19 protein-coding genes and 1 riboswitch are annotated in these 21,188 nt (G+C 37.6%); of the genes, 10 read left to right on the forward strand and 9 right to left on the reverse strand.

Going from position 1 to position 21,188, the window contains the following annotated elements; all coding sequences use genetic code 11:
* Positions 1–145 precede the first annotated feature (145 nt).
* The 6 genes from ABC228_RS08320 (at position 146) to ABC228_RS08345 (ending at position 7,027) form a co-directional block, all read left to right on the forward strand.
* A complete protein-coding gene (locus tag ABC228_RS08320; RefSeq protein ID WP_345824652.1) occupies positions 146–1,162 on the forward strand; it encodes an ABC transporter ATP-binding protein in 1,017 nt (338 codons plus the stop codon).
* Positions 1,149–2,081 carry an ABC transporter ATP-binding protein gene (locus ABC228_RS08325; protein WP_345824653.1) on the forward strand — a complete coding sequence of 311 codons (933 nt, stop codon included), beginning with the start codon at positions 1,149–1,151 and terminating at the stop codon, positions 2,079–2,081. Before ABC228_RS08320 ends, ABC228_RS08325 begins: the two co-directional genes overlap by 14 nt.
* Positions 2,082–2,085: 4 nt before the next feature.
* Positions 2,086–3,048, forward strand: a complete 963-nt coding sequence (opp4B, locus tag ABC228_RS08330; protein WP_345824654.1) for an oligopeptide ABC transporter permease — start codon at positions 2,086–2,088, stop codon at positions 3,046–3,048.
* 27 nt (positions 3,049–3,075) lie between these two features.
* Positions 3,076–3,978, forward strand: coding sequence for an ABC transporter permease (locus tag ABC228_RS08335; RefSeq protein WP_345824655.1), 903 nt, complete (start codon positions 3,076–3,078; stop codon positions 3,976–3,978).
* 214 nt (positions 3,979–4,192) lie between these two features.
* On the forward strand, positions 4,193–6,061 hold the full coding sequence (gene opp4A / locus ABC228_RS08340) for an oligopeptide ABC transporter substrate-binding protein (protein WP_345824656.1): 1,869 nt from the start codon (positions 4,193–4,195) through the stop codon (positions 6,059–6,061).
* Between the two features lie 240 nt (positions 6,062–6,301).
* On the forward strand, positions 6,302–7,027 hold the full coding sequence (locus tag ABC228_RS08345; protein WP_345824657.1) for a 3D domain-containing protein: 726 nt from the start codon (positions 6,302–6,304) through the stop codon (positions 7,025–7,027).
* 58 nt (positions 7,028–7,085) lie between these two features.
* Here ABC228_RS08345 and ABC228_RS08350 read toward each other — a convergent pair whose 3' ends face one another.
* On the reverse strand, positions 7,086–7,226 hold the full coding sequence (locus ABC228_RS08350) for a hypothetical protein (RefSeq protein WP_345824658.1): 141 nt from the start codon (positions 7,224–7,226) through the stop codon (positions 7,086–7,088).
* Between the two features lie 276 nt (positions 7,227–7,502).
* Here ABC228_RS08350 and ABC228_RS08355 point away from each other — a divergent pair, with 276 nt between their 5' ends.
* Positions 7,503–8,693 carry a glycine C-acetyltransferase gene (locus ABC228_RS08355; RefSeq protein WP_345824659.1) on the forward strand — a complete coding sequence of 397 codons (1,191 nt, stop codon included), beginning with the start codon at positions 7,503–7,505 and terminating at the stop codon, positions 8,691–8,693.
* A 29-nt stretch (positions 8,694–8,722) separates the two neighbouring features.
* Complete coding sequence (locus ABC228_RS08360; protein WP_345824660.1) at positions 8,723–9,667, forward strand: NAD-dependent epimerase/dehydratase family protein; 945 nt, start codon at positions 8,723–8,725, stop codon at positions 9,665–9,667.
* Between the two features lie 196 nt (positions 9,668–9,863).
* Here the strand turns inward: ABC228_RS08360 and ABC228_RS08365 are convergent, their stop codons facing one another.
* The gene (locus ABC228_RS08365) at positions 9,864–11,486 is read right to left on the reverse strand and encodes an ABC-F family ATP-binding cassette domain-containing protein (RefSeq protein ID WP_345824661.1); all 1,623 of its coding nucleotides are present in this window, start codon (positions 11,484–11,486) and stop codon (positions 9,864–9,866) included.
* A gap of 232 nt (positions 11,487–11,718) precedes the next feature.
* Here ABC228_RS08365 and ABC228_RS08370 point away from each other — a divergent pair, with 232 nt between their 5' ends.
* Positions 11,719–12,333: a hypothetical protein gene (locus tag ABC228_RS08370; protein ID WP_345824662.1), complete on the forward strand. Its 615-nt coding sequence runs from the start codon at positions 11,719–11,721 to the stop codon at positions 12,331–12,333.
* A 63-nt stretch (positions 12,334–12,396) separates the two neighbouring features.
* Here the strand turns inward: ABC228_RS08370 and ABC228_RS08375 are convergent, their stop codons facing one another.
* The 6 genes from ABC228_RS08375 to rarD form a co-directional block, all read right to left on the reverse strand.
* Entirely contained in the window at positions 12,397–13,032 is a 636-nt protein-coding gene (locus ABC228_RS08375; protein ID WP_345824663.1) for a YpmS family protein, read from the reverse strand.
* Positions 13,033–13,075: 43 nt separating this feature from the next.
* Positions 13,076–13,963, reverse strand: a complete 888-nt coding sequence (locus tag ABC228_RS08380) for an SGNH/GDSL hydrolase family protein (RefSeq protein WP_345824664.1) — start codon at positions 13,961–13,963, stop codon at positions 13,076–13,078.
* A 217-nt stretch (positions 13,964–14,180) separates the two neighbouring features.
* Positions 14,181–15,188 (reverse strand): homoserine dehydrogenase, encoded by a 1,008-nt coding sequence (locus ABC228_RS08385; RefSeq protein ID WP_345824665.1) that lies wholly within the window; start codon positions 15,186–15,188, stop codon positions 14,181–14,183.
* Between the two features lie 4 nt (positions 15,189–15,192).
* A complete protein-coding gene (gene metX / locus ABC228_RS08390) occupies positions 15,193–16,263 on the reverse strand; it encodes a homoserine O-acetyltransferase MetX (protein ID WP_345824666.1) in 1,071 nt (356 codons plus the stop codon).
* Positions 16,264–16,284: 21 nt separating this feature from the next.
* Complete coding sequence (locus ABC228_RS08395) at positions 16,285–18,006, reverse strand: PLP-dependent aspartate aminotransferase family protein (RefSeq protein ID WP_345824667.1); 1,722 nt, start codon at positions 18,004–18,006, stop codon at positions 16,285–16,287.
* A 96-nt stretch (positions 18,007–18,102) separates the two neighbouring features.
* A riboswitch (SAM riboswitch) is annotated at positions 18,103–18,220 on the reverse strand.
* A gap of 68 nt (positions 18,221–18,288) precedes the next feature.
* Positions 18,289–19,200, reverse strand: a complete 912-nt coding sequence (gene rarD / locus ABC228_RS08400) for an EamA family transporter RarD (protein ID WP_345824668.1) — start codon at positions 19,198–19,200, stop codon at positions 18,289–18,291.
* 203 nt (positions 19,201–19,403) lie between these two features.
* Between rarD and megL the strand changes: the two genes are divergently transcribed.
* On the forward strand, positions 19,404–20,588 hold the full coding sequence (gene megL / locus ABC228_RS08405; protein WP_345824669.1) for a methionine gamma-lyase: 1,185 nt from the start codon (positions 19,404–19,406) through the stop codon (positions 20,586–20,588).
* Position 20,589: 1 nt separating this feature from the next.
* Here the strand turns inward: megL and ABC228_RS08410 are convergent, their stop codons facing one another.
* Entirely contained in the window at positions 20,590–21,147 is a 558-nt protein-coding gene (locus ABC228_RS08410) for a short-chain dehydrogenase (RefSeq protein WP_345824670.1), read from the reverse strand.
* Between the last annotated feature and the right edge of the window lie 41 nt (positions 21,148–21,188).

A 21,188-nucleotide genomic window follows, 5' to 3' on the forward strand; every position in this document is an offset into this window, starting at 1 on the left:
GGATAGTAGGGGCAGACACATAACTAAACGACATCACGACAAATTCTGCTCTTTCATATGTTTCAAACTATTTTCCTAAATAGATTGAAGAGAGACTAGTCTATTATGTATTGAATTTTCATAATTTTTAGTTAGGGGGATTATTTTGGCAGAGAAGTTATTGGAAATCAAAAACCTAAAAACATCATTTCGTATTCGAGATGATTATTACGCGGCAGTTGATGATGTGACGCTTACCGTGAACAAGAATGAAGTACTTGCAATCGTAGGAGAATCAGGTTGCGGGAAGAGTGCACTAGCATTTTCGATTATGGGACTTCATAATCGTGCAAAGATTGAAGGGAATATTTTCTTCAAAGGAGAGGATATTGCCAACGTTACGCCATCAAAACTGAATAAGTTACGTGGTAATAATATGGGGATGATTTTCCAAGACCCTTTAACTGCACTTAATCCACTTATGATCATTGGAGATCAAATTGGTGAAGCATTATTACTGCACAATAAAGATCTTTCTAAAACAAAGCGAAAAGAAAAAGTAATTAACCTTTTAGATAAAGTTGGTATACCACGTCCGGAGCACGTATATGAACAGTTTCCACATGAACTGTCAGGTGGTATGAGACAGAGGGTTGTCATTGCTACTGCAATTGCTAACGAACCAGAACTATTAATTGCAGATGAACCAACCACTGCACTGGACGTTACGATTCAGTCGCAAATATTAGACCTTATTAAAGATTTAAAACGAGATATGGATTCCGGTATTGTGCTAATCACACATGATTTAGGAGTCGTAGCAGAAATGGCTGATAGAGTAGCAGTCATGTATGCAGGGCAACTTGTTGAAGTAGCTGATGTAACGACATTGTTCGATAGCCCGTTACATCCATATACGAGATCATTATTTAATTCTGTTCCAAATTCGAAAGAAGCGCAGGATAAATTACATGTAATTCAAGGGATTGTTCCATCCCTACAAAATCTTCCTCGCGAAGGTTGTCGATTTGCCTCAAGAATACCTTGGGTAGATGCATCTGCACATGAACAACATCCAGAATTACATGAGATTAAACCAGGACATTTCGTTCGTTGTACTTGCTATAAACATTTCAACTTCCCTGAAGAGAGTAAGGAGGCACAACAACATGGCGTTTCTTAATGTAGAGGATTTAAAAGTACATTTTCCCATTAAGGGTGGCCTTTTTGGAAGAACTGTAGGATATGTTAAGGCAGTTGATGGTGTTAACTTCTCACTTGAAAAAGGGAAAACATACGGTCTTGTTGGTGAATCAGGATCTGGTAAGTCAACAACGGGTAGAGCGATTATTGGACTAAATCAAATAACTACAGGAAAGATAACATTTGAGGATAAAGAAATATCGAATATCCGCCGTACGAAATCAGAAGTTCGAAAAGATATTCAAATGATTTTTCAAGACCCATATTCATCACTAAACCCGAAGAAGCGGGTGCTTGATATCGTTGCTGAGCCTCTAAGGAATTTTGAAGGGCTATCGAGGAAAGAAGAAAAAAGAAGAGTTCAGGATTTGTTAGAACTTGTGGGACTAAGTCCCGAAAGTATTTTGAAATATCCACATGAATTCTCTGGTGGTCAACGACAGCGTATTGGCATTGCTAGAGCTGTAGCATTAAAACCAAAGCTAATTATTGCGGATGAACCGGTATCGGCTCTAGATGTTTCCGTACAGGCACAGGTGCTAAACTTCATGAAAGAAATCCAAAAGGAATTGGATTTAACGTATTTATTTATTGGTCACGATCTTGGTGTTATTAAACATATGTGTGACAATATCGGCATTATGTATAAAGGTCGATTTGTGGAAGAGGGAACTTCAGATGAGATTTTTGAAAATCCACAACACATCTATACAAAGCGATTAGTAGCAGCAATCCCAGAAATTGATCCTACGAAACGTGATGAATTAAAGAGATTCCGTGAAGAAGTAAATGCAGAATATGAACAAGCCTACAATGATTACTTTGATAATGATGGTTTAGCATACCAATTAAAACGAGTAACAGAAACCCATCTCGTTGCTTTACCAGAGAAAGGTTGATAATATGTGGAAATTTTCTTTACGTCGTATTTTAATCATGATACCTCAGTTAATACTATTAAGTGTTCTCATATTTGTACTTGCAAAAATGATGCCGGGAGATGCATTATCCGGGCAGATTGATCCGAATATTGACCCAGCAGTAATTGAGGAACAACGAATTAAATTAGGCTGGTATGACCCATGGCATGAACAATATGCAAGATGGGTAGGGAATGTTATGCAAGGGGACTTTGGTGATTCATTTCGATTTAAAATGCCAGTAACAGAGATAATGGGACAACGAATTGTAAACTCATTCTGGTTATCACTTGTAACATTAATTCTAGTATACGTAATAGCCATTCCATTAGGAATAACGAGTGGCCGTTATAATGATACGCTGAGAGATCAGTTAATAACAGGGTATTCATACGTTGGATTTGCAACCCCATTATTTATTTTTGCACTTGTCATGCTATGGCTATTCGGGTTTAAGCTTGGGTGGTTCCCGACAAGTGGAAGTGTGACACCAGGATTGACACCAGGAACATTCGAATTTGTCATGAGTAAGTTTTATCATTTATTATTACCGGCTATTTCAATGGCACTTATTACAACCTATAGTACAATTCAGTATTTGCGAAATGAAATTGTTGATACAAAACAAAGCGACTTTATCTTAACTGCTCGGGCAAAAGGAGCATCAGAAAGAAGAGTTTACAATCGACATATTTTAAGAAACTCACTATTACCAATTGCAGCCTTTTTCGGATTTGAGATTACGACGTTGATAGGTGGCTCTATCTTTATTGAAAATATCTTTGGATATCCAGGTATGGGTCAATTATTAATAGAATCGATAACACTACGTGATTATAGCGTTGTTACTGCAACGACTCTATTATTCGGTGTTGCTTCCGTAATGGGAGCCCTAATCTCAGATATTATTTTAAGTCTAATCGATCCGAGAATTCGTATTAAATAAAATTAGGTAAACAGTGAGGTGAATAAAATGGAAACAGCAAATGTTGAAACGCAACCAAGGGATATCGTAAAGAGTCCATCCGGATTTAATATTATCTGGCGTGAATTAGTTCGAGATAAGTTAGCGTTAATCTCATTAATTTTCTTAGTATTACTTACCGTGTTTGTATATGGAGTCTCAATTGTGTTAGATCAAGATGAAATTGTAAAGGTAGACTTATTTTCCATACATGAACCACCATCAGAGGAATTCATATTAGGTACGGACTATGGTGGCCGTGATATTTTTGGACAATTAATTATTGGAACTAGAAATTCGCTTTCAATTGCATTAATTGTAACAATCCTGACAGGTATTATTGGGGTATCATTTGGCTTAGTAGCAGGATATTTTGGAGGCCATGTCGATAATATTTTAATGCGTATATTAGATTTCTTCCTAATATTACCGTTCACAATGATTGTTATCGCATTTGTTGCGATCGTTCCCAAATATAGTATTACAACTTTTTCCCTGATTATGACTGCATTTTTGTGGATGGGGATAGCCCGGCTTATACGCTCAAAGGCATTACAGGAGAAAGAGTTGGATTACATTCAAGCATCTAAAACACTTGGAACGTCAAATATAAAAATTATTTTTAAACATCTCTTACCAAATTGTAGCTCACTCATTATTGTAACCATGACATTAAATCTTGCTGCAAATATCGGGTTAGAGTCTGGTCTATCATTCTTAGGCTTTGGTTTTCCAGAAAACACGCCAAGTCTTGGTACATTATTAAGCTATGCTACAAATCCACAAACGCTTGAGTATAGATGGTGGATTTGGGTACCGGCTTCCATATTAATCCTACTCATGATGCTATGCATTAATAATGTAGGTCAGGCATTAAAACGTGCAACTGATGCTAGACAACGTAGAGGTTAGAGCAAAGTATCTTTCTAAAGGAATAACGATATCAATCTACTAATCGTAAGACTAGCGATGAACATTCTTTTAGGGAGGTGATGTGAAACTAAAAAAGTCAGAAATTTGTAAATTGTTACCCGCATCATTTTCAAAAGAAGTGATGTTGAGTATAAAAAGTCGACTTATCGACAGCAAGACCAAATGGTTTATAAAAAAAGGGAGGGTATTAAGCATGAGAAAGACAAGTCTAACAAAATGGCTATTTGCACTTATGCTAGCTCTATTACTAGTAGTAGCTGCATGTAGTGAAGACACTGGAAGTGAAGATCCAAAAGAAGGCGATAAGACTGAAGACAAAGCTGAAGGTGATGGAGAGAAAGAAGCTGAGGATGATGGATTATACTCAGTTGAAGATTTCTCCACAGATACAACGAACACTAGTGATGCAATTGAAGGCGGAACACTTAACTATGGTTTAGTGTCTGACACTGTATTTGAAGGTACATTGAACTGGAACTTCTATTCTGGTAACCCAGATTCAATCGTACTAAGCTGGTTTGATGAATCATTATTAGACATGGATGCTAACTATACGTATACACAAGATGGTGCAGCTACCTTTGAAACAGAACCATATGAAACAGATGAATTTCCGAATGGTATTACAATTGAGTTCAAAATTCGTGACAATGTAAATTGGCATGATGGAGAGCCTGTAAAAGCAGAAGACTGGGCAATGTCTTATGAAGTAATTGGCCACAAAGATTACACTGGCGTACGTTACGGAGTAGACTTCTCAAATATTGTTGGTATGGATGAATACCATGCAGGTGAAGCAGATACAATTTCAGGTATTGAAGTTGTTGATGAGAAAACATTAAGAGTTACCTATAAAGAATCTAACCCATCTCTACTAACTGGTGGTATTTGGCCGTATGCAATGCCAAAGCATATCTTCAAAGATATTCCGATTGCAGAAATGGCAGAATCTCCAGCAGTACGTGAAAACCCTATCGGTATGGGACCATACAAAGTGGATAGTATCGTACCTGGTGAGTCTGTAGTTTACAAGAAAAACGAAGATTACTGGCGTGGAGAGCCTGCTTTAGACGAGGTTGTTCTAAAAGTAGTTAGCCCACAAACTGTTGTTCAAGAGCTTGAAACTGGCGGAGTTGATATGGTTGACAGCTTCCCTACAGATCAATTTGTAGACAATGCTGATATGTCAAACGTTCAATTCTTAGGTGAAATTGATATGTACTATGCATATGTAGGATTTAAGCTTGGTACTTGGGATGCAGAAAACGAAAAAGTTAAAATGGATCCTAATGCAAAAATGGCTGATGTAAACCTTCGTAAAGCAATGGCACATGCGGTTGATACGAATGCAGTTGGTGAGAACTTCTATCATGGTCTTCGCTGGAAAGCGACTACTTTGATTCCACCATCACATCCTGAATATCATGATGCTGAGAACCCTGGATTTGAATTCGATCCTGAATTATCAAAACAAATTCTAGCAGATGCTGGATATGTGGATAAAGATGGTGATGGATTTGTAGAAACACCAGAAGGTGAAGAATTAGTAATCAACTATGCTGCGATGAGTGGTAGTGATGTTGCTGAACCAATGGCACAATACTACATCCAATCTTGGCAAAATGTTGGCTTAAATGTTCAATTACTTGATGGACGTTTACATGAGTTCAACACATTCTATGATCGTGTAGGTCAAGCGGGTGAAGATGATCCAGCAGTAGACGTATACGCTGGTGCTTGGGGTGTAGGATCTGACGTAAACCCTTATGGTTTATATGGTCCAGACCAATTATTCAACTTCCCACGTTATGAAAGTGAAAAGAACTCTGAATTACTTGCTGAAGGTATCTCTCAAGAGTCATTTGATGTAGATCACCGTAAAGAAGTATATAAAGAATGGCAACAATTTATGATTGACGAAGTACCTGTATTCCCAACTTTATACGCTCTTAACGTTGTACCTGTTAACGAACGTGTAACAAACTATACACTTGATGCAGATAATCCATTACGATTATATCAAGTTGGTGTTACAGAAGAAGAGCCAGTTGTTGCTGAGTAATAGTATACAAGCAAGAGGTCACGATATGTGGCCTCTTTTTTTGGTTATCATCCAAGATAAATGTAATCATCCTCTAATATAGCTGTCATATATCCTACTTTTTTCCTAAATCTATGAAATTTGTAATAAATCATAGTAGTTTTGGCAATCCTTGTAACAGACTTTTAAAAGTCTTGTAACGGCATAGTCTAGTAACCTATGTTACGATAGGCTTTGTCCACTAATGAAGGAGGGACTACTATGAAGAAGTTAGTAGCAATAGTTGCTACGGGAATCATGCTTGCTAGCCCAGTATTAAGTGCTTCCGCAGAGGAGTATGAAGTTAAAAAAGGAGATACTCTTTGGGACATTGCACAAGAGTTTGATACAACTGTAGATTCATTACTTGAAATAAATGACCTAAACTCTGATATGCTATATCCAAAACAGAAACTTGCAGTCTATAAAAAATATTTAGTAGAAAAGGGAGATACATTATATGGTATCTCAAAAGACCATGATGTCACAGTAGACGAATTAAAGGAATGGAATAAATTAACAACTGATTTGATTATCGTTGGACAAGAACTCATCATCAAAGAAGCAAAAGAAAAAGCAGTAGCTGCTGCAAGTACGTCAAAACCAACTGAAGTAAAATCTAGTACAGCTAGTAAGAAAGAAGATAGTCAACCAGATGGTGAAACGATAAGTGTTGTGGCAACAGCATATACAGCAGATTGTGAAGGGTGCTCTGGGATTACTTATACAGGAATCAATCTAAATAATGATCGAAACGCCAAAGTAATTGCAGTTGACCCATCCATCATTCCACTTGGTTCAAAGGTTTACGTGGAAGGCTATGGATATGCTATAGCTGGTGATATAGGTGGTGCCATAAAAGGAAATCGAATTGATATCCATGTACCAACGAGACAAGAAGCACTTAACTGGGGCGTAAGAAACGTAAAAGTTACCGTTATTGAGTAAAGGAAATGGAGGCATTCAAAAGAATGCTTCCATTTTTTATATACATATTTTATATGAATTAAAATTGAATGTTAATGGAGTCTTGATCAGGTTCTGTAGGTGTAATAACTTCACCAGAGCCATTGTTAGCTTTTGAAACGCCAATCGCACCAAACGCTAACACTAACATGAGAAATAGAGCTATTAATAATTTTCGCATCAGAACTTCCTCCCCAAAAAATTTCCCATAATTGATAGTATAATGATGTACATGCGATTAGACAACAAGATTTCCGAAAAAAAATAAGGGAAATCTTACAAATAGATGAATGAATAGGAAGCAAGTATAGACGATGACTCTAAACTAGGAAAGCTAATAGATCGAATGTATCCAGCTGGTAGTAAACATTTAGATTAGATTATGATAAACTATATATGATTAGCTATTTGGCAACGCTTTCACAATTGTGGAAAAATATACATAGGAGGTCATCATATGACTAGTAAAGCATTGGATAACTTTTTAAATGACAACCTTGAAGAATTAAAAGCACATGGATTATATAATGAAATCGATCCCGTTCAAGGTGCAAACGGACCTAAAATAAATATTAACGGAAAATCTCTAATTAACCTTTCATCCAATAATTACTTAGGACTTGCAACGGATGAACGATTAAAAAAAGTAGCAAAAGAAGCTGTCGACTCGCATGGTGTTGGAGCAGGAGCTGTTCGTACGATTAATGGAACATTAAATTTACATATTGAGCTAGAGAAAAAGCTAGCTGAATTTAAGGGCACGGAAGCCGTAATATCGTATCAATCAGGATTTAACTGTAATATGGCTGCAATATCCGCTGTTATGGATAAAAACGATGCGATACTATCAGATGAATTAAACCACGCATCTATTATTGATGGTTGCCGCCTATCAAAGGCAAAAATCATTCGATTTGGTCACTCCGATATGGATGATTTACGTCTGAAAGCAAAGGAAGCAGTAGAATCTGGACTCTATAATAAAATTATGGTGATTACAGATGGCGTTTTCTCAATGGATGGAGATGTTGCAAAGCTTCCTGAAATCGTTGAAATAGCAGAAGAATTTGACTTAATCACCTATGTTGACGATGCGCATGGTTCAGGCGTATTGGGGAAAGGTGCAGGAACTGTTAAGCACTTTGGATTACAGGATAAAGTTGATTTTCAAATGGGTACTCTATCTAAAGCAATCGGTGTTATTGGAGGCTATGTTGCAGGTAAAGCAAACCTAATTGATTGGTTAAAAGTACGCTCGCGTCCATTCCTATTTTCTACTGCTGTATCTCCAGCAGATGCAGCGGCAAGTAAAAGAGCGATTGAAATTCTAATGGAGAGTACGGAATTACATGATAAACTATGGGAAAATGGAAACTATCTAAAAGCTGGTTTGAAGAAGCTAGGCTTTGATATCGGTGATAGTGAAACACCAATTACACCGTGTGTAATTGGAGAAGAGAAAGCCGCACAAGAATTTAGCAAGCGTTTGTTTGATGCTGGGGTCTATGCCAAGTCAATTGTTTTCCCAACTGTTCCAAAAGGGACTGGTCGTGTAAGAAATATGCCGACAGCAGCACACAGCAAGGAAATGCTTGATGAAGCGATTGCTGCCTATGAGAAAGTCGGAAAAGAAATGGGCTTAATCTAAATAGAAGCATCAAAATAGAGGGGATAACAATGAAAAAAATACTAGTTACTGGAGCTTTAGGGCAGATTGGCTCAGAGCTTGTTACAAAATTAAGAAATACCTATGGTGCCGAAAATATTATTGCAACAGATATTCGAAATTCTGAAGTGATGGCAGCACAAGGTCCATTTGAGCTAGTTGATGTTACAGATGAACAACGTATATACCAAGTGGCAAAGGACTATCAGGTTGATACCATTATGCATTTAGCTGCTCTATTATCTGCTACAGCTGAAAAAATGCCTAAGAAAGCTTGGGATATTAATATGGGTGGTCTCATGAATACGCTCGAGGTAGCACGTGAGCTAGACCTACAATTCTTTACTCCAAGCTCTATTGGCGCATTTGGACCATCCACGCCGAAGGATTTGACGCCACAAGACACCTTACAACGTCCAACAACCATGTATGGTGTGAATAAAGTAGCGGGGGAATTACTTTGTGACTATTACTATCATCGCTTCGGAGTTGATACACGTGGGGTTCGTTTTCCTGGTCTAATATCATATATTACACCTCCAGGAGGCGGTACAACCGATTATGCGGTGGAAATTTATTATGAAGCCGTGAAAAATAAAGCTTACACCTCTTACATTGCAGCGGGTACATACATGGATATGATGTACATGCCAGATGCCCTAGATGCAATCGTATCGGTAATGGAAGCAGATCCTTCCAAATTAATACATCGAAATGCTTTTAACATCGCAGCCATCTCAGCAGAACCGATGGATTTTGCAAGGGCTATTCAAAAGCATATACCAGAATTTACATTGTCATTTAATGTAGACCCAGTCCGTCAGAAAATAGCGGACAGCTGGCCAAATTGCATTGATTGTTCCGCTGCTGAAGCGGAATGGGGCTTCAAGGCTAACTTTGATATTGATAGTATGACCAAGGAAATGCTAGAAAAGATTAAAGAAAAGAATAGATAATGCCATGGCACCCTTCTTCGCTAACTTGTCTTCAAGACAGAGGCTTAAAGCCAAGAAGGGTGCTATTTATTTGGTTAACAGCCGCTGATAAAAATAGGAAAACCAAGAATTAATGGGCATCTACTTGGTTACATAGATGCTATCATTTCAACGATAAAAAAGCTCCCTTACAATTAAGAAGGGAGCTAATCACAAATTAAACGGCATACATCTCTTTAATTTTGCTTTGTAATGCTTTATCTCGAACATATTCATCATAGCTCATTTCCTTATCAATGATACCTTTAGGTGTTATTTCGATAAGGCGATTTGCAATACTTTCGATAAATTGATGGTCATGTGACGTAAATAGCATAGAGCCTTTAAATTTAATTAAGCCATTGTTTAATGCTTGAATAGATTCTAAGTCAAGATGGTTGGTTGGTTCATCTAATAATAGCACATTCGCATTGCTTAACATCATTTTAGAAAGCATGCAGCGTACTTTTTCACCACCAGATAATACATTGGCTTTCTTGAGAGCTTCCTCCCCGGAAAACAGCATTCTTCCTAGGAATCCACGTAAGAAGGTCTCGGTTTGATCCTCTGGTGAGAATTGACGTAGCCAGTCAACCAGTGTTAAATCGCCATTTTCAAAGTACTTCCCATTATCCTTTGGAAAATAGGATTGAGAGGTTGTAACACCCCATTTATACGTACCGGAATCAGGCTCCATTTCTCCCGTAAGGATTTTAAATAAGGTTGTTTTGGCGATGTCGTTCTTTCCGACAAACGCAATTTTGTCATCCTTATTCATAATGAAACTAACATTGTCGAGAACTTTTTCGCCACCGATGGTTTTCGTCAGGCCTTCTACACGAAGTAAATCATTACCAATTTCACGTTCTGGTGTGAACGCGATATATGGGTACTTTCTAGATGATGGTTTAATATCATCAAGAGTAATGTTCTCTAATAATTTCTTACGTGATGTAGCTTGCCTTGATTTTGAAGCATTTGCACTGAATCGTGCGATGAACGCTTGCAATTCTTTAACTTTTTCTTCCTTTTTCTTGTTCGCTTCCTGAGCCAGTTTGGTAGCTAATTGACTAGACTCATACCAGAAATCATAGTTACCGATATAAATTTGTATCTTTCCATAGTCAACATCTGCTATGTGAGTACATACTTTATTTAAAAAGTGACGGTCGTGGGATACAACAATAACGGTGTTCTCAAAGTTGATTAAAAATTCTTCTAACCATTGAATTGCTTGAATGTCGAGTCCGTTTGTAGGCTCATCTAGTAACAGAATATCAGGATTACCAAATAATGCTTGTGCTAGTAGTACCTTCACTTTTTGGTCAGCAGTCAGCTCGGACATTAATTTGGAATGAAGATCTTCTTCAATACCGAGACCTTTTAAAAGGATAGCAGCATCTGATTCTGCTTCCCAACCATTCATTTCAGCAAATTCACCTTCAAGCTCAGCAGCACGCATTCCATCTTCTTCTGTGAATTCTGCCTTCATATAAATTTGGTCTTTTTCTTGTTTAACAGCATATAGTCTTTCATGTCCCATTAATACCGTTTCAATGACAGAGTATTCTTCATAGGCAAAGTGATCCTGTTTTAAAACAGCTAGTCTCTCACCAGGAGACATGGATACATTACCAGTTTGTGGATCAATTTCACCTGATAGGATTTTTAAGAAAGTCGATTTCCCAGCACCGTTTGCACCAATAACTCCGTAGCAATTTCCTGGGGTGAATTTCAAATTAACATCTTCAAATAATTTCTTATCGCCATATCGTAAACTTACATTCGTTACTGTAATCATGTAATGGTTTTCCTCCAAAATAAGTACTTCAAGGTTAGCTTAAGGGATTTAAAGGTTTTCGTCAATGTAAAACCTTGATTTTAACGGTATTTTGGACAATTTAACAAAAATAATTTAAAAATAGTCTTGTATATTTCTTGTTTTTTAGGTAAAGTTTTGGTATATCAGTTTATTTTTCTGAGTGTAGAAAGAGAAATACTCGGGTTGTGTAAGTTTGAGTGGAGGGGAAAACATGAGAGAAAGGACTATCTACTTTGTCTTTACAGATACAGGGACATACCTTTCAAGACTAATAAATCTCTATACAAATAAACCATTAAATCATGTATCAATCGGTTTTGATCATGAATTAAAAGAGGTTTATAGTTTTGGTAGAATTAATCCTAAGAATCCATTTAGTGGTGGATTTGTTCGTGAAGATATAAGAGGAGACTTTTTGAAAAACTCTAGTTGTGGAGTCTATACACTTAATATAACGGAAGAAGAATATATAAACATTCGTCATCATATCAAAGAGATAGAAAAACGTGCTGCCGATTATAAATATAATTTTATTGGATTAATTGGAATTCTATTGAAAATTAATATCCGTAGAAAAAATGCATTCTTCTGTTCCCAATTCGTGGCAACTGTATTACAGGACGCTGAATCAATTAAACTATCAAAACCTACCAACTTTATTACAGCAGCAGACATCCGAGAACAATCTGAACTACAGTTAATATATCAAGGTAGATTAGGAGATTATCCGAAGCATGAGCTAGCAGAAGAAGCGCTTCTTGATCGACCGAAACAATCATTATTTAATACCGTTTCTCAAAAAGTGAAGCAATTTGTTTTACGATAATTGGAAGAGCTATTATATATTTTTACTAGAGAAAGCTTGAGGATATACTTCCTCAAGCTTTTGTTATTGCTGTTGTAACATGGCAGAATCTATTCCTAACGATTCATATGGTATTTTTAATTTAAAGGCTAGATTATTAGTCTCTAAGTCGATATGCTCGACACGAACCTGAAAATTACTTTTAATGTCCATTTCGGTTACCGCGACGTAAATTTCTTCTTCAGCAGGATTAATGGTTACCCAATCTGGCATTGGTAAATATTTTTCCATGTATTCCATAATTTTTTTATTCGGTAGCTCCAATAACCCTAACGTAATTGATTTTTGTTTTAATATGACATCACCATTATCTTGAACGAGCGGCTCTAAACGAATGGATATTGGAACAGTAGTAGAGAAAACAGGCAGCTCACCAGCTAAATGGACATCATCCTCTAATGAAATCCGATACTTATGCTTGGAATCCTTCAAGTACTCATTCATGTATGCATTAATTAATTCATTAAGATTGTTCTTCGTCGTTCGAATAATAAATTCTGAGCTGCTCTGTGTCATTTCTTCTTCTTTTAATGGGCTTTCGTTGCGTTCAACGGGCCAGAAGATTAGCAGAATAATGACAGCTACAACAGCAATATTAACAATGAGTAAAGATATGAAATATTTTCTCCACTTCTTGTTTTTATTCGTTTCCTGATTCACCCTGTACACCTACTAACAAATGAAATAAGTTCCAAATTAAAAATTATTCTACAACCAAGTAGTTTAGTATTCTTTCCGCAATACGTTGATAACCGGTTTCGTTCGGATGGAAATGATCCTCCGCAAATAAGTTTACTTCCTCACTCATAAATAAGTCCTTTGTTGGAATGAAAGTTTCCCCGTATGATTCTGCTACCTTCTTACCAATGTAGTTCCAATCGTTTACAATCATATCAAGCTCCTGAATATGCTCAAAGTATTGTTTGAAAGGATTATAGAACCCAATAAGATAGATAGCTGCATCTGGATTCGTTTCTTTTAGTGAGCTGAATATTTTTCGTATCCGTTCTTCATAATGTACTCGCTCTTTAGCAAATACTTCATAGTTTATATCCAAAAAGTTTTCTTTAGCGACCTGCATAATATCATTGGCACCTATCGTTATTAAAACAATGTCAGCATTTTCAATTGATTGCTCTATTTCAGGCTCTTGCAATCGGCTAATTAGTTGATCCGTTCGATTTCCGCGTTTTCCATAATTTTCAAAAACAGCTACCTGTTTTTCACGATTTAAATACGCATCGAGTATTCCAACATAACCACCTTGTTCAGATTGATCACCAACTCCTTGCGTTAGTGAATCACCAATTGCGACAACTTTCGTTTCCTTATCCGAAAAAAATTCGATGGTGCTTTGAATTACCTCTTCAATTTCCTTTGATATTTCATCTGCAGGTGTTTTTATTTCAGAATTAGTCGATTCTTCTACTGGAGCATCACTACTTGTATCTTCTTCATTTTCATCTGCTATTCTATTTTCTGTTTGTTTAGGTGATAAGGGTGCTGTTTGTTGTGGGTTGGACATCGTGATGCCTATCCCTAAAAGTACAAATGAAAGTATGATAATAATCATCGTTGTCGTTTTTTTCATAAGATCACACCTAAATAATTTCTGTTTATGTCGAAAAAGAATGCAATTTAAGCGAATATAACGGTTACTTTAGTGTATGAATATCGAATGCATATATCTACTCATTTTATTATATATACCCAACTTTAAAGAATTTTAAAAGTAAGTGAGCAGAATTCTGTTAATCTTTTATAAGGAGCGAATAGGAGGGAAACTAAAAACGCCTAAGAAGGCGTTTTTAATTGGAAGCTGATTCAATTAACCTAGAGGCTTCATTCGAGCCCTTCAAGGAGCGGATGATAATGGCTAAGTCTTCTATCATGGCACTAGCGGTAGGAAATGACCCTGCACCTGGTCCGGATAGGGTAACTTTTCCAACGATATCTCCTTCCAATACAATCGCATTATCGACTCCCTCGATAGCAAATAGTGGGTGATTGCTTGCAAGTGCGACAGGCTCAACGCTGGCTTCAATTTGATTATCAATAATCTCTACGGATGCCAGATGTTTAATCCGTTTTCCTTGCGAGTACTGTGCTAGAATATCTTCTAATGTAATTGCAGATATGCCTCTTCGCTTCACAGAAGTCCATTCTGGTTGTCTATCGTAAAGTAATTGGCATAAAATCATGAGCTTATAAAATGCATCATACCCTTCTATATCATTTGTAGGGTCTTCTTCTGCGTAGCCTAGGTATTGCGCTTGCTGTAAGGCCTCGTCAAGGGAAAGACGATTCTCACGCATTTCCGTTAAAATATAATTAGATGTTCCATTGAGTATGCCCGTTATTTTCCTAATCTGATTAACCTGAAAGAGCTGTTTTAAGGTTTGGATAATCGGAATGCCACCAGCAGTTGTTGCTTCATATCCAACGCGAACATGGTTAGCATTTGCTAATTTGACTAACTCATTTCCATGATAGGCAAACATCTCTTTATTGGCAGTAATCACATGTTTACCAGCTTGAATACTTTTGGTTAAGTAGGTGAATGCTGGTTCCTTGCCAATGATTGCTTCAAAGACAATAGCAATCTTTGGATTATCAAGCACGACTTGAAAATTCGATGTAAGGATTGCCTCACCAGCAAAATCATGATGTTTTTCAGGATGCTTTACAACAATAACGGCAATTTCTATGGATACACCTAACTCCCTTTCAATAATACGCTGATGTGTGTGGAGATGATGATACACTCCTTTTCCCACAGTCCCTAGTCCAAGTAAGGCAACTTGGATTTTATTCACTTCATCACCCCTGTACAGTTTTAGTTCTCTCACTAATTAGAAAGTCTTCTATGATGGAGCCCCATTTGTGATATTCGGTCAAAAAACCATCATGCCCAAACAGGGTCTTCATATGCTGGTATGAGCAGTTGGATAGATGACTGGAAAAGTCCTTGATGATTTTTGGCTCATAAATTAAATCATGCTCAAAGCTTAGTGTCAAAATGCTGCACGTATATTGCTTACAAGCCTCCTCCCATCCTCCACGCTCCCTACCTATATCATGGGTGTTCATCGCTTCTAATAAGCAAAGATAGCTATTCGCATCAAAACGATTGGATAGTTTTTCACCTTGATAGTCAAGGTATGATGTAACGGAATAGCCACTCTCTGTTTCCTTGCGATTAAATCGCTCTGAAAATAAATCCGAGCTTCGATAGGTTACCATTCCAATCATTCTAGCAATCTCTAGTCCACGAATTTCACTAGAAGATTGATAATAGCCATCCAGCCATAAGGGATCGTTTGTAATTGCTTGTTTCGCTATATGGTTATACGCAATTCCATAGTCGGATAGGGTTGGAGTAGCGGCAAGTATAATTAGCTTGTTTAAAAGATCTGGATAGAGCAGGCCCCATTCTAATGCCTGCATGCCACCTAATGATCCACCAACAACAGCATAGATTTCTTTTATATCTAATTGCTGCAATGCTGCAAATTGTGCATGAACCATATCCCGAATTGTAATGGTAGGGAAGGAAGCGCAATAAGGCTCCTCTGTAATTGGATTAATTGATAGAGGTCCTGTAGATCCATTGCATCCACCAAGAACATTAAAGGTAATAACCTGATATTTTGCAGTATCAATGTATTGATTAGGTCCAATAAGTCCATTCCACCAGCCTGGTTTTTTCGGGTAACCGACCGTTAAATGGTTCCCAGTTAGTGCGTGGCAAACTAGGATAATTGGTGCGTCCTGTGGCCCTACTCGTTCATATGTTAAGGATACCTCAGGCAAAAAATGACCAGATTCTAATTGGAGTGGACCAATACTTACTTCACCGATTTTTGTTAGGATGTTCGAGGTGTTGACCAATCGTACCACTCCTTCATTCATTTACGAAATATGGACAGGCTGCTCATTAATTCCACGAAGTTTCAAAAGTTCCTGGATAATAGATTTATTTGAGATTGCAGTGATACCAGCAGCTTCGGCATTTTGTAATACAGAATCAGATGGACTGGGATTTTCGACCCACAGAATTTTAACTTGTTTATTAATAAAATCCTCAATTGCAGAAGGCGGTAATGCTTGCTCATGAACAAGAACGACATCAACTTCATCCTGAATAGCGATAAGGTTTGATTTACTAGCTTCGATAACGTGGTAGCCTACTAGTCTTAAATGACTGATTGTTTCTTTGAACGCTTGCTTGTTAGTGTCATCCAGAACGGCGATTACTTTCTGACGGATAGATCCATTACTTCTGTCAAAAGGAGAATGTAAAACCCATTTGATGATGGAATTATTGGATTCGTTTGTAAGACTGGCTATATTCGTAGCACTAACAATCGCTTGTTCTAAATCTTGGATGATATCCGCTGCAGCTTCAATTCCAACAGAAAGCCGTATCAGTTCTTCTGTCACACCGCTTTTTTTCAGGTCCTCTGAACCTAGTTGTTGATGTGTGGTAGATGCAGGATGTATAATCAGAGATTTCGCATCGCCAACATTTGCTACATGTGACCACAGCTTAATTGAGTCAATAACTTTTCTACCAGCTTCCCTTCCACCAGTAATCCCAAACGTTATCATGGAGCCAAAACCACCATTTAAGTATTTTTTTGCAAGCTCATGAGAAGGGTGACTCTCAAGACCCGGGTAATTAACCCATTCTACGGCAGGGTGGTCCTGTAGATAATCTGCAACAAGCTTCGCATTTTCAGTATGGCGTTCGATTCGTAAATGTAATGTTTCTAAGCCTTGTAGTAATAAGAAAGCATTTTGTGGACTTAAGCAAGCACCGATATCACGTAAAAGCTGAACGCGGAGCTTGGTAGCGTATGCTGCAGGACCGACATCAGCATAGCGTAACCCATGATAGCTTTCATCCGGTTCTGTAAATTCTGGGAAGCGTTCATGATTCCAATCAAATCGTCCACCATCTACGACAATCCCACCAATAGATGTACCATGGCCGCCAATCCATTTCGTTGCAGAATGTACAACAACATCTGCTCCCCATGTTAGCGGCTTCGACAGTAATGGTGTACCAAAGGTATTATCAATAATAAGCGGAACATGTGCCTCATGACAGATGGAAGCGACTTGCTCGACATCAAATACATTTAAGCTGGGATTTGTAATAATTTCCCCAAATACTGCTTTTGTTTTATCGGAAATGGCATCTTTAATCTCCTCTGGCTTGGTACCATCTACGAATAGGACATTAATACCGTATTTTGGTAAGGTTTTGGCAAAAAGATTATACGTGCCACCATACAGATTACTATCAGCAATAATTTCGTCGCCAACACCAGCAATATTTAAAATCGCTAGCGTAATTGCGGCCATACCAGATGAAGTTGCAACTGCTGCTACACCATCCTCAAGAAGTGTAACCCGCTGCTCAAAGGCATCAACAGTTGGATTCATAATCCGCGAATAAATATTACCGGGTTCTTTTAGTCCAAATAAATTCTGTGCATGCTCGGTGTCTCGGAAAACATAGGACGTGGTTTGGTAGATAGGTACAGCTCTTGAACCAGTAGTTGGATCAGGCACCTGTCCGCCGTGAAGTAAAATTGTTTCGGGTTGATCAACATAAAAATTGGTCATCAAAAATTCCTCCTTAACTAGTTTTAGACTGGAGGGAGAGGGGGAAATAAAAAACCCTCTTCCTAAGAAGAGGGTGCGTATATGTAACCGTTCCTCCTCTTATCTTCCAGATCTTGTGACCTGTAGGATTTAGCACCTTTTAAGGAAAGTAAAACTTTCACCTAAGGTTGCCGGGCTTCATAGGGCCTATTCCCTCCACCGCTCTTGATAAGAGACTAACTATTCATTTATTGAGTATTATATTAGCTATGTTCAAATTACATGTCAATATATTTTTAAAAATTATTTTTCATGTGTTTTCATTTTTCGAACGGGGAACCGATATACAGATCCCAAATAAATAAGAAGTGCTAACCATATCAATCCAAACGATACCATATGTTCAGTCGAGAAGGTCTCGTGATACAGAAATACACCAATAATAAGCATTAATGTTGGCGCAATATATTGTAGGAACCCAACCATCGCCAATGGAATTCTTTTCGCTCCACTGGCAAACATTAATAATGGGACTGCAGTAACAATTCCCGCACCAATTAACATAAGGCTTTCAAAAGAAGTAATCTGTTGGAACGAAAAAGTCCCCTCTGGTAACAGCAATACATAAACTAGTGCTACGGGCGTGATAATCATGGTTTCGATTGTTAAACCGTACATGGCGGGGATATCTACTACTTTTTTAAACAAACCATATAGTGCAAATGAGACTGCTAACAGTAATGATACCCAGGGAAATACGCCATAGCTAATCGTCAGGTAAAAAACTGCAATACCTGCTAAGACGACGGAAATGGTTTGGCTTTTCGTGAGCTTTTCCTTTAATACAATAATCGCTAATAAAATACTGACCAAAGGGTTGATGTAGTAGCCAAGACTTGCTTGAATGACATGGTCACTATTTACTGCCCAAATGTAGGTTAACCAATTTAAGCTTATAACAATCGAAGCAAGTGTAATACTGATTAATTTCTTTTTATTCTTCAGAATACGCTTAAGCTCTTGAATAAAGCCAGGCCATTTACGAAGTGAAAGGACGATAAAAACCATAAATAGAAAAGACCAGATAATTCGATATGCTAAAATTTCGCCAGCAGATACCTCACTAATTAACTTCCAATATATCGGCAAAAATCCCCAAATGATATATGCTCCAGCAGTATACATAATGCCAAGTCTTTCATTATTCTGTTCCATGGCCAACCCTCATTTATAATAATTTTTATTTGATATTCCTGTATGTATACGGTGATGATTCGATTGAAATAAACTCATTTTAGAATGCTTTTATCGAAAAGGCAATAAAAAGGCTTTAAGGAACAAAAAAAAGAAAACGCTTTCAAAAAATAGCATAATAGAATATGATAGTAATAGATTCCGCTTTATAGGAGGAAAAATACATGAAACGTAATTATAAGCATATGGAAACAGCTGTTATTCATGAAGGATATCAATCAAAGGATATGCTTGGAAGTCTTTCTACACCATTGTTTCAAACTTCAACCTATACATTTGACTCTGCAGAGCAAGGAGAAAGAAGATTTGCGGGTGAGGAAGATGGGTATATTTATTCTAGATTAGGTAATCCAACGGTGGCAGTATTAGAAGAAAGAATTGCTGCACTTGAAAATGGGGAACGAGGCCTTGCATTTGGATCTGGAATGGCTGCAGTTTCTGCTATTTTAGTAGCGCTAACGAAGGCAAATGATCATATATTATGTTCCTCAGGACTTTATGGTTGTACGTATGGACTATTAAAATTGATGGAAGAAAAGTATCAGATTACACATGATTTTTCAGGTATGGAATCGAAGGACGAAATACGCTCAAAAATAAAACCTGAAACGACCTGTATCTATGTGGAAACACCAATTAATCCGACCATGAAATTAATTGATTTGGAGATGGTGGCAGAGGTTGCAAAGGAACATGCCATTCCAGTAGTGGTAGATAATACGTTTGCATCGCCATATCTACAGAATCCATTGAATCTTGGTTGTGATGTGGTTATTCATAGTGCCACAAAGTATATCGGTGGGCATGGTGATGTTATTGCAGGGTTAGCTGTAGGGAAAAAAGACTTTTTAGATGGGGTTGCCAAAACAACACTAAAGGATTATGGTGGTGTGATGTCACCATTTGATGCTTGGTTACTCATAAGGGGATTAAAAACATTACCGGTTCGATTGGACCGCCATTGTGACAATGCTGAGGAAATATATAAACGACTAAAAGCTCATCCAAAGGTAGCGAATGTGTATTATCCAAATGATGAAATACATCCGGATTACGCCATCATGCAAAAGCAGATGAAGCGAGGTGGGGGTGTGATTTCGTTTGAAATAAAGGGCACTAAATCAGATGCCCAAGGTTTCCTAAATAATCTAATGTTCCTAAAAATAGCTGTATCCCTTGGAGACGCAGAAACGTTGATTGAACATCCAGCAACCATGACACATGCAGTAGTACCGGAGGCTTCCAGGCATGATATGGGAATAACCGACCAGTTAATACGATTATCAGTTGGACTGGAAGCATGGCAAGATATTTGGGCAGATTTGGAGCAAGCATTAGATACACTATAAATTAAATTGGGCGCTTACTCCAAGGCTTTAACGTGCCAATTACGGTCTCTTGATAATCATGCTTGATTACTTTAATAATGCCAGTTGCTATTTCTTCATGCGATAGCCATCTAGACCCTTGTTCTTCCATTACAAAGCCTAAATAGACACGTCTGTACGCACAAGCTTTTGGTACAGGCGTGTTTTCTTTTACAAAGAACGATGAGCTACCTTGAACATGAATTAATCTCCATGGTTCTACTCGGCAGTCTACTTCTTGTAAAATGAGAGATAGCGCATTTGGGGCCGAATTATGAATCCAGCTTACAATCAAATCAGGACTATGTCCAACTTGATTTATTGTGTCTCGTACATTTCGTTTCAAGGCATCATCATCGTGATAATCAACCGGAATGGAATGGATTCTTTTTGGGTGACTGCTTCTATTTTGCATTGCTTCAAACTTTTCACGGTTACGATGGATGACAAACACGTCGTACCCTTCATCCGCTAACCAATGGCAAACCCCTTCTAACATACCAGTACCACCTATTACAATTGAAAATAAATTTTTACTCATGATTTCACCACCCTTTTGTTATAGTATAGTATAGCAAATAG

The sequence above is a fragment of the Ornithinibacillus xuwenensis genome, from assembly GCF_039614845.1.
Taxonomy (GTDB): Bacteria; Bacillota; Bacilli; order Bacillales; family Amphibacillaceae; genus Ornithinibacillus; species Ornithinibacillus xuwenensis.

What these genes read in the sequence shown, in the direction of transcription:
- ABC228_RS08325 (WP_345824653.1), top strand. Translation starts at nt 1,149, where the DNA reads ATGGCGTTTCTTAATGTAGAGGATTTAAAAGTACATTTTCCCATTAAG.
- opp4B (WP_345824654.1), top strand. Translation starts at nt 2,086, where the DNA reads ATGTGGAAATTTTCTTTACGTCGTATTTTAATCATGATACCTCAGTTA.
- ABC228_RS08335 (WP_345824655.1), top strand. Translation starts at nt 3,076, where the DNA reads ATGGAAACAGCAAATGTTGAAACGCAACCAAGGGATATCGTAAAGAGT.
- opp4A (WP_345824656.1), top strand. Translation starts at nt 4,193, where the DNA reads ATGAGAAAGACAAGTCTAACAAAATGGCTATTTGCACTTATGCTAGCT.
- ABC228_RS08345 (WP_345824657.1), top strand. Translation starts at nt 6,302, where the DNA reads ATGAAGAAGTTAGTAGCAATAGTTGCTACGGGAATCATGCTTGCTAGC.
- ABC228_RS08350 (WP_345824658.1), bottom strand. Translation starts at nt 7,226, where the DNA reads ATGCGAAAATTATTAATAGCTCTATTTCTCATGTTAGTGTTAGCGTTT.
- ABC228_RS08355 (WP_345824659.1), top strand. Translation starts at nt 7,503, where the DNA reads ATGACTAGTAAAGCATTGGATAACTTTTTAAATGACAACCTTGAAGAA.
- ABC228_RS08360 (WP_345824660.1), top strand. Translation starts at nt 8,723, where the DNA reads ATGAAAAAAATACTAGTTACTGGAGCTTTAGGGCAGATTGGCTCAGAG.
- ABC228_RS08365 (WP_345824661.1), bottom strand. Translation starts at nt 11,486, where the DNA reads ATGATTACAGTAACGAATGTAAGTTTACGATATGGCGATAAGAAATTA.
- ABC228_RS08370 (WP_345824662.1), top strand. Translation starts at nt 11,719, where the DNA reads ATGAGAGAAAGGACTATCTACTTTGTCTTTACAGATACAGGGACATAC.
- ABC228_RS08380 (WP_345824664.1), bottom strand. Translation starts at nt 13,963, where the DNA reads ATGAAAAAAACGACAACGATGATTATTATCATACTTTCATTTGTACTT.
- ABC228_RS08395 (WP_345824667.1), bottom strand. Translation starts at nt 18,006, where the DNA reads ATGACCAATTTTTATGTTGATCAACCCGAAACAATTTTACTTCACGGC.
- rarD (WP_345824668.1), bottom strand. Translation starts at nt 19,200, where the DNA reads ATGGAACAGAATAATGAAAGACTTGGCATTATGTATACTGCTGGAGCA.
- megL (WP_345824669.1), top strand. Translation starts at nt 19,404, where the DNA reads ATGAAACGTAATTATAAGCATATGGAAACAGCTGTTATTCATGAAGGA.
- ABC228_RS08410 (WP_345824670.1), bottom strand. Translation starts at nt 21,147, where the DNA reads ATGAGTAAAAATTTATTTTCAATTGTAATAGGTGGTACTGGTATGTTA.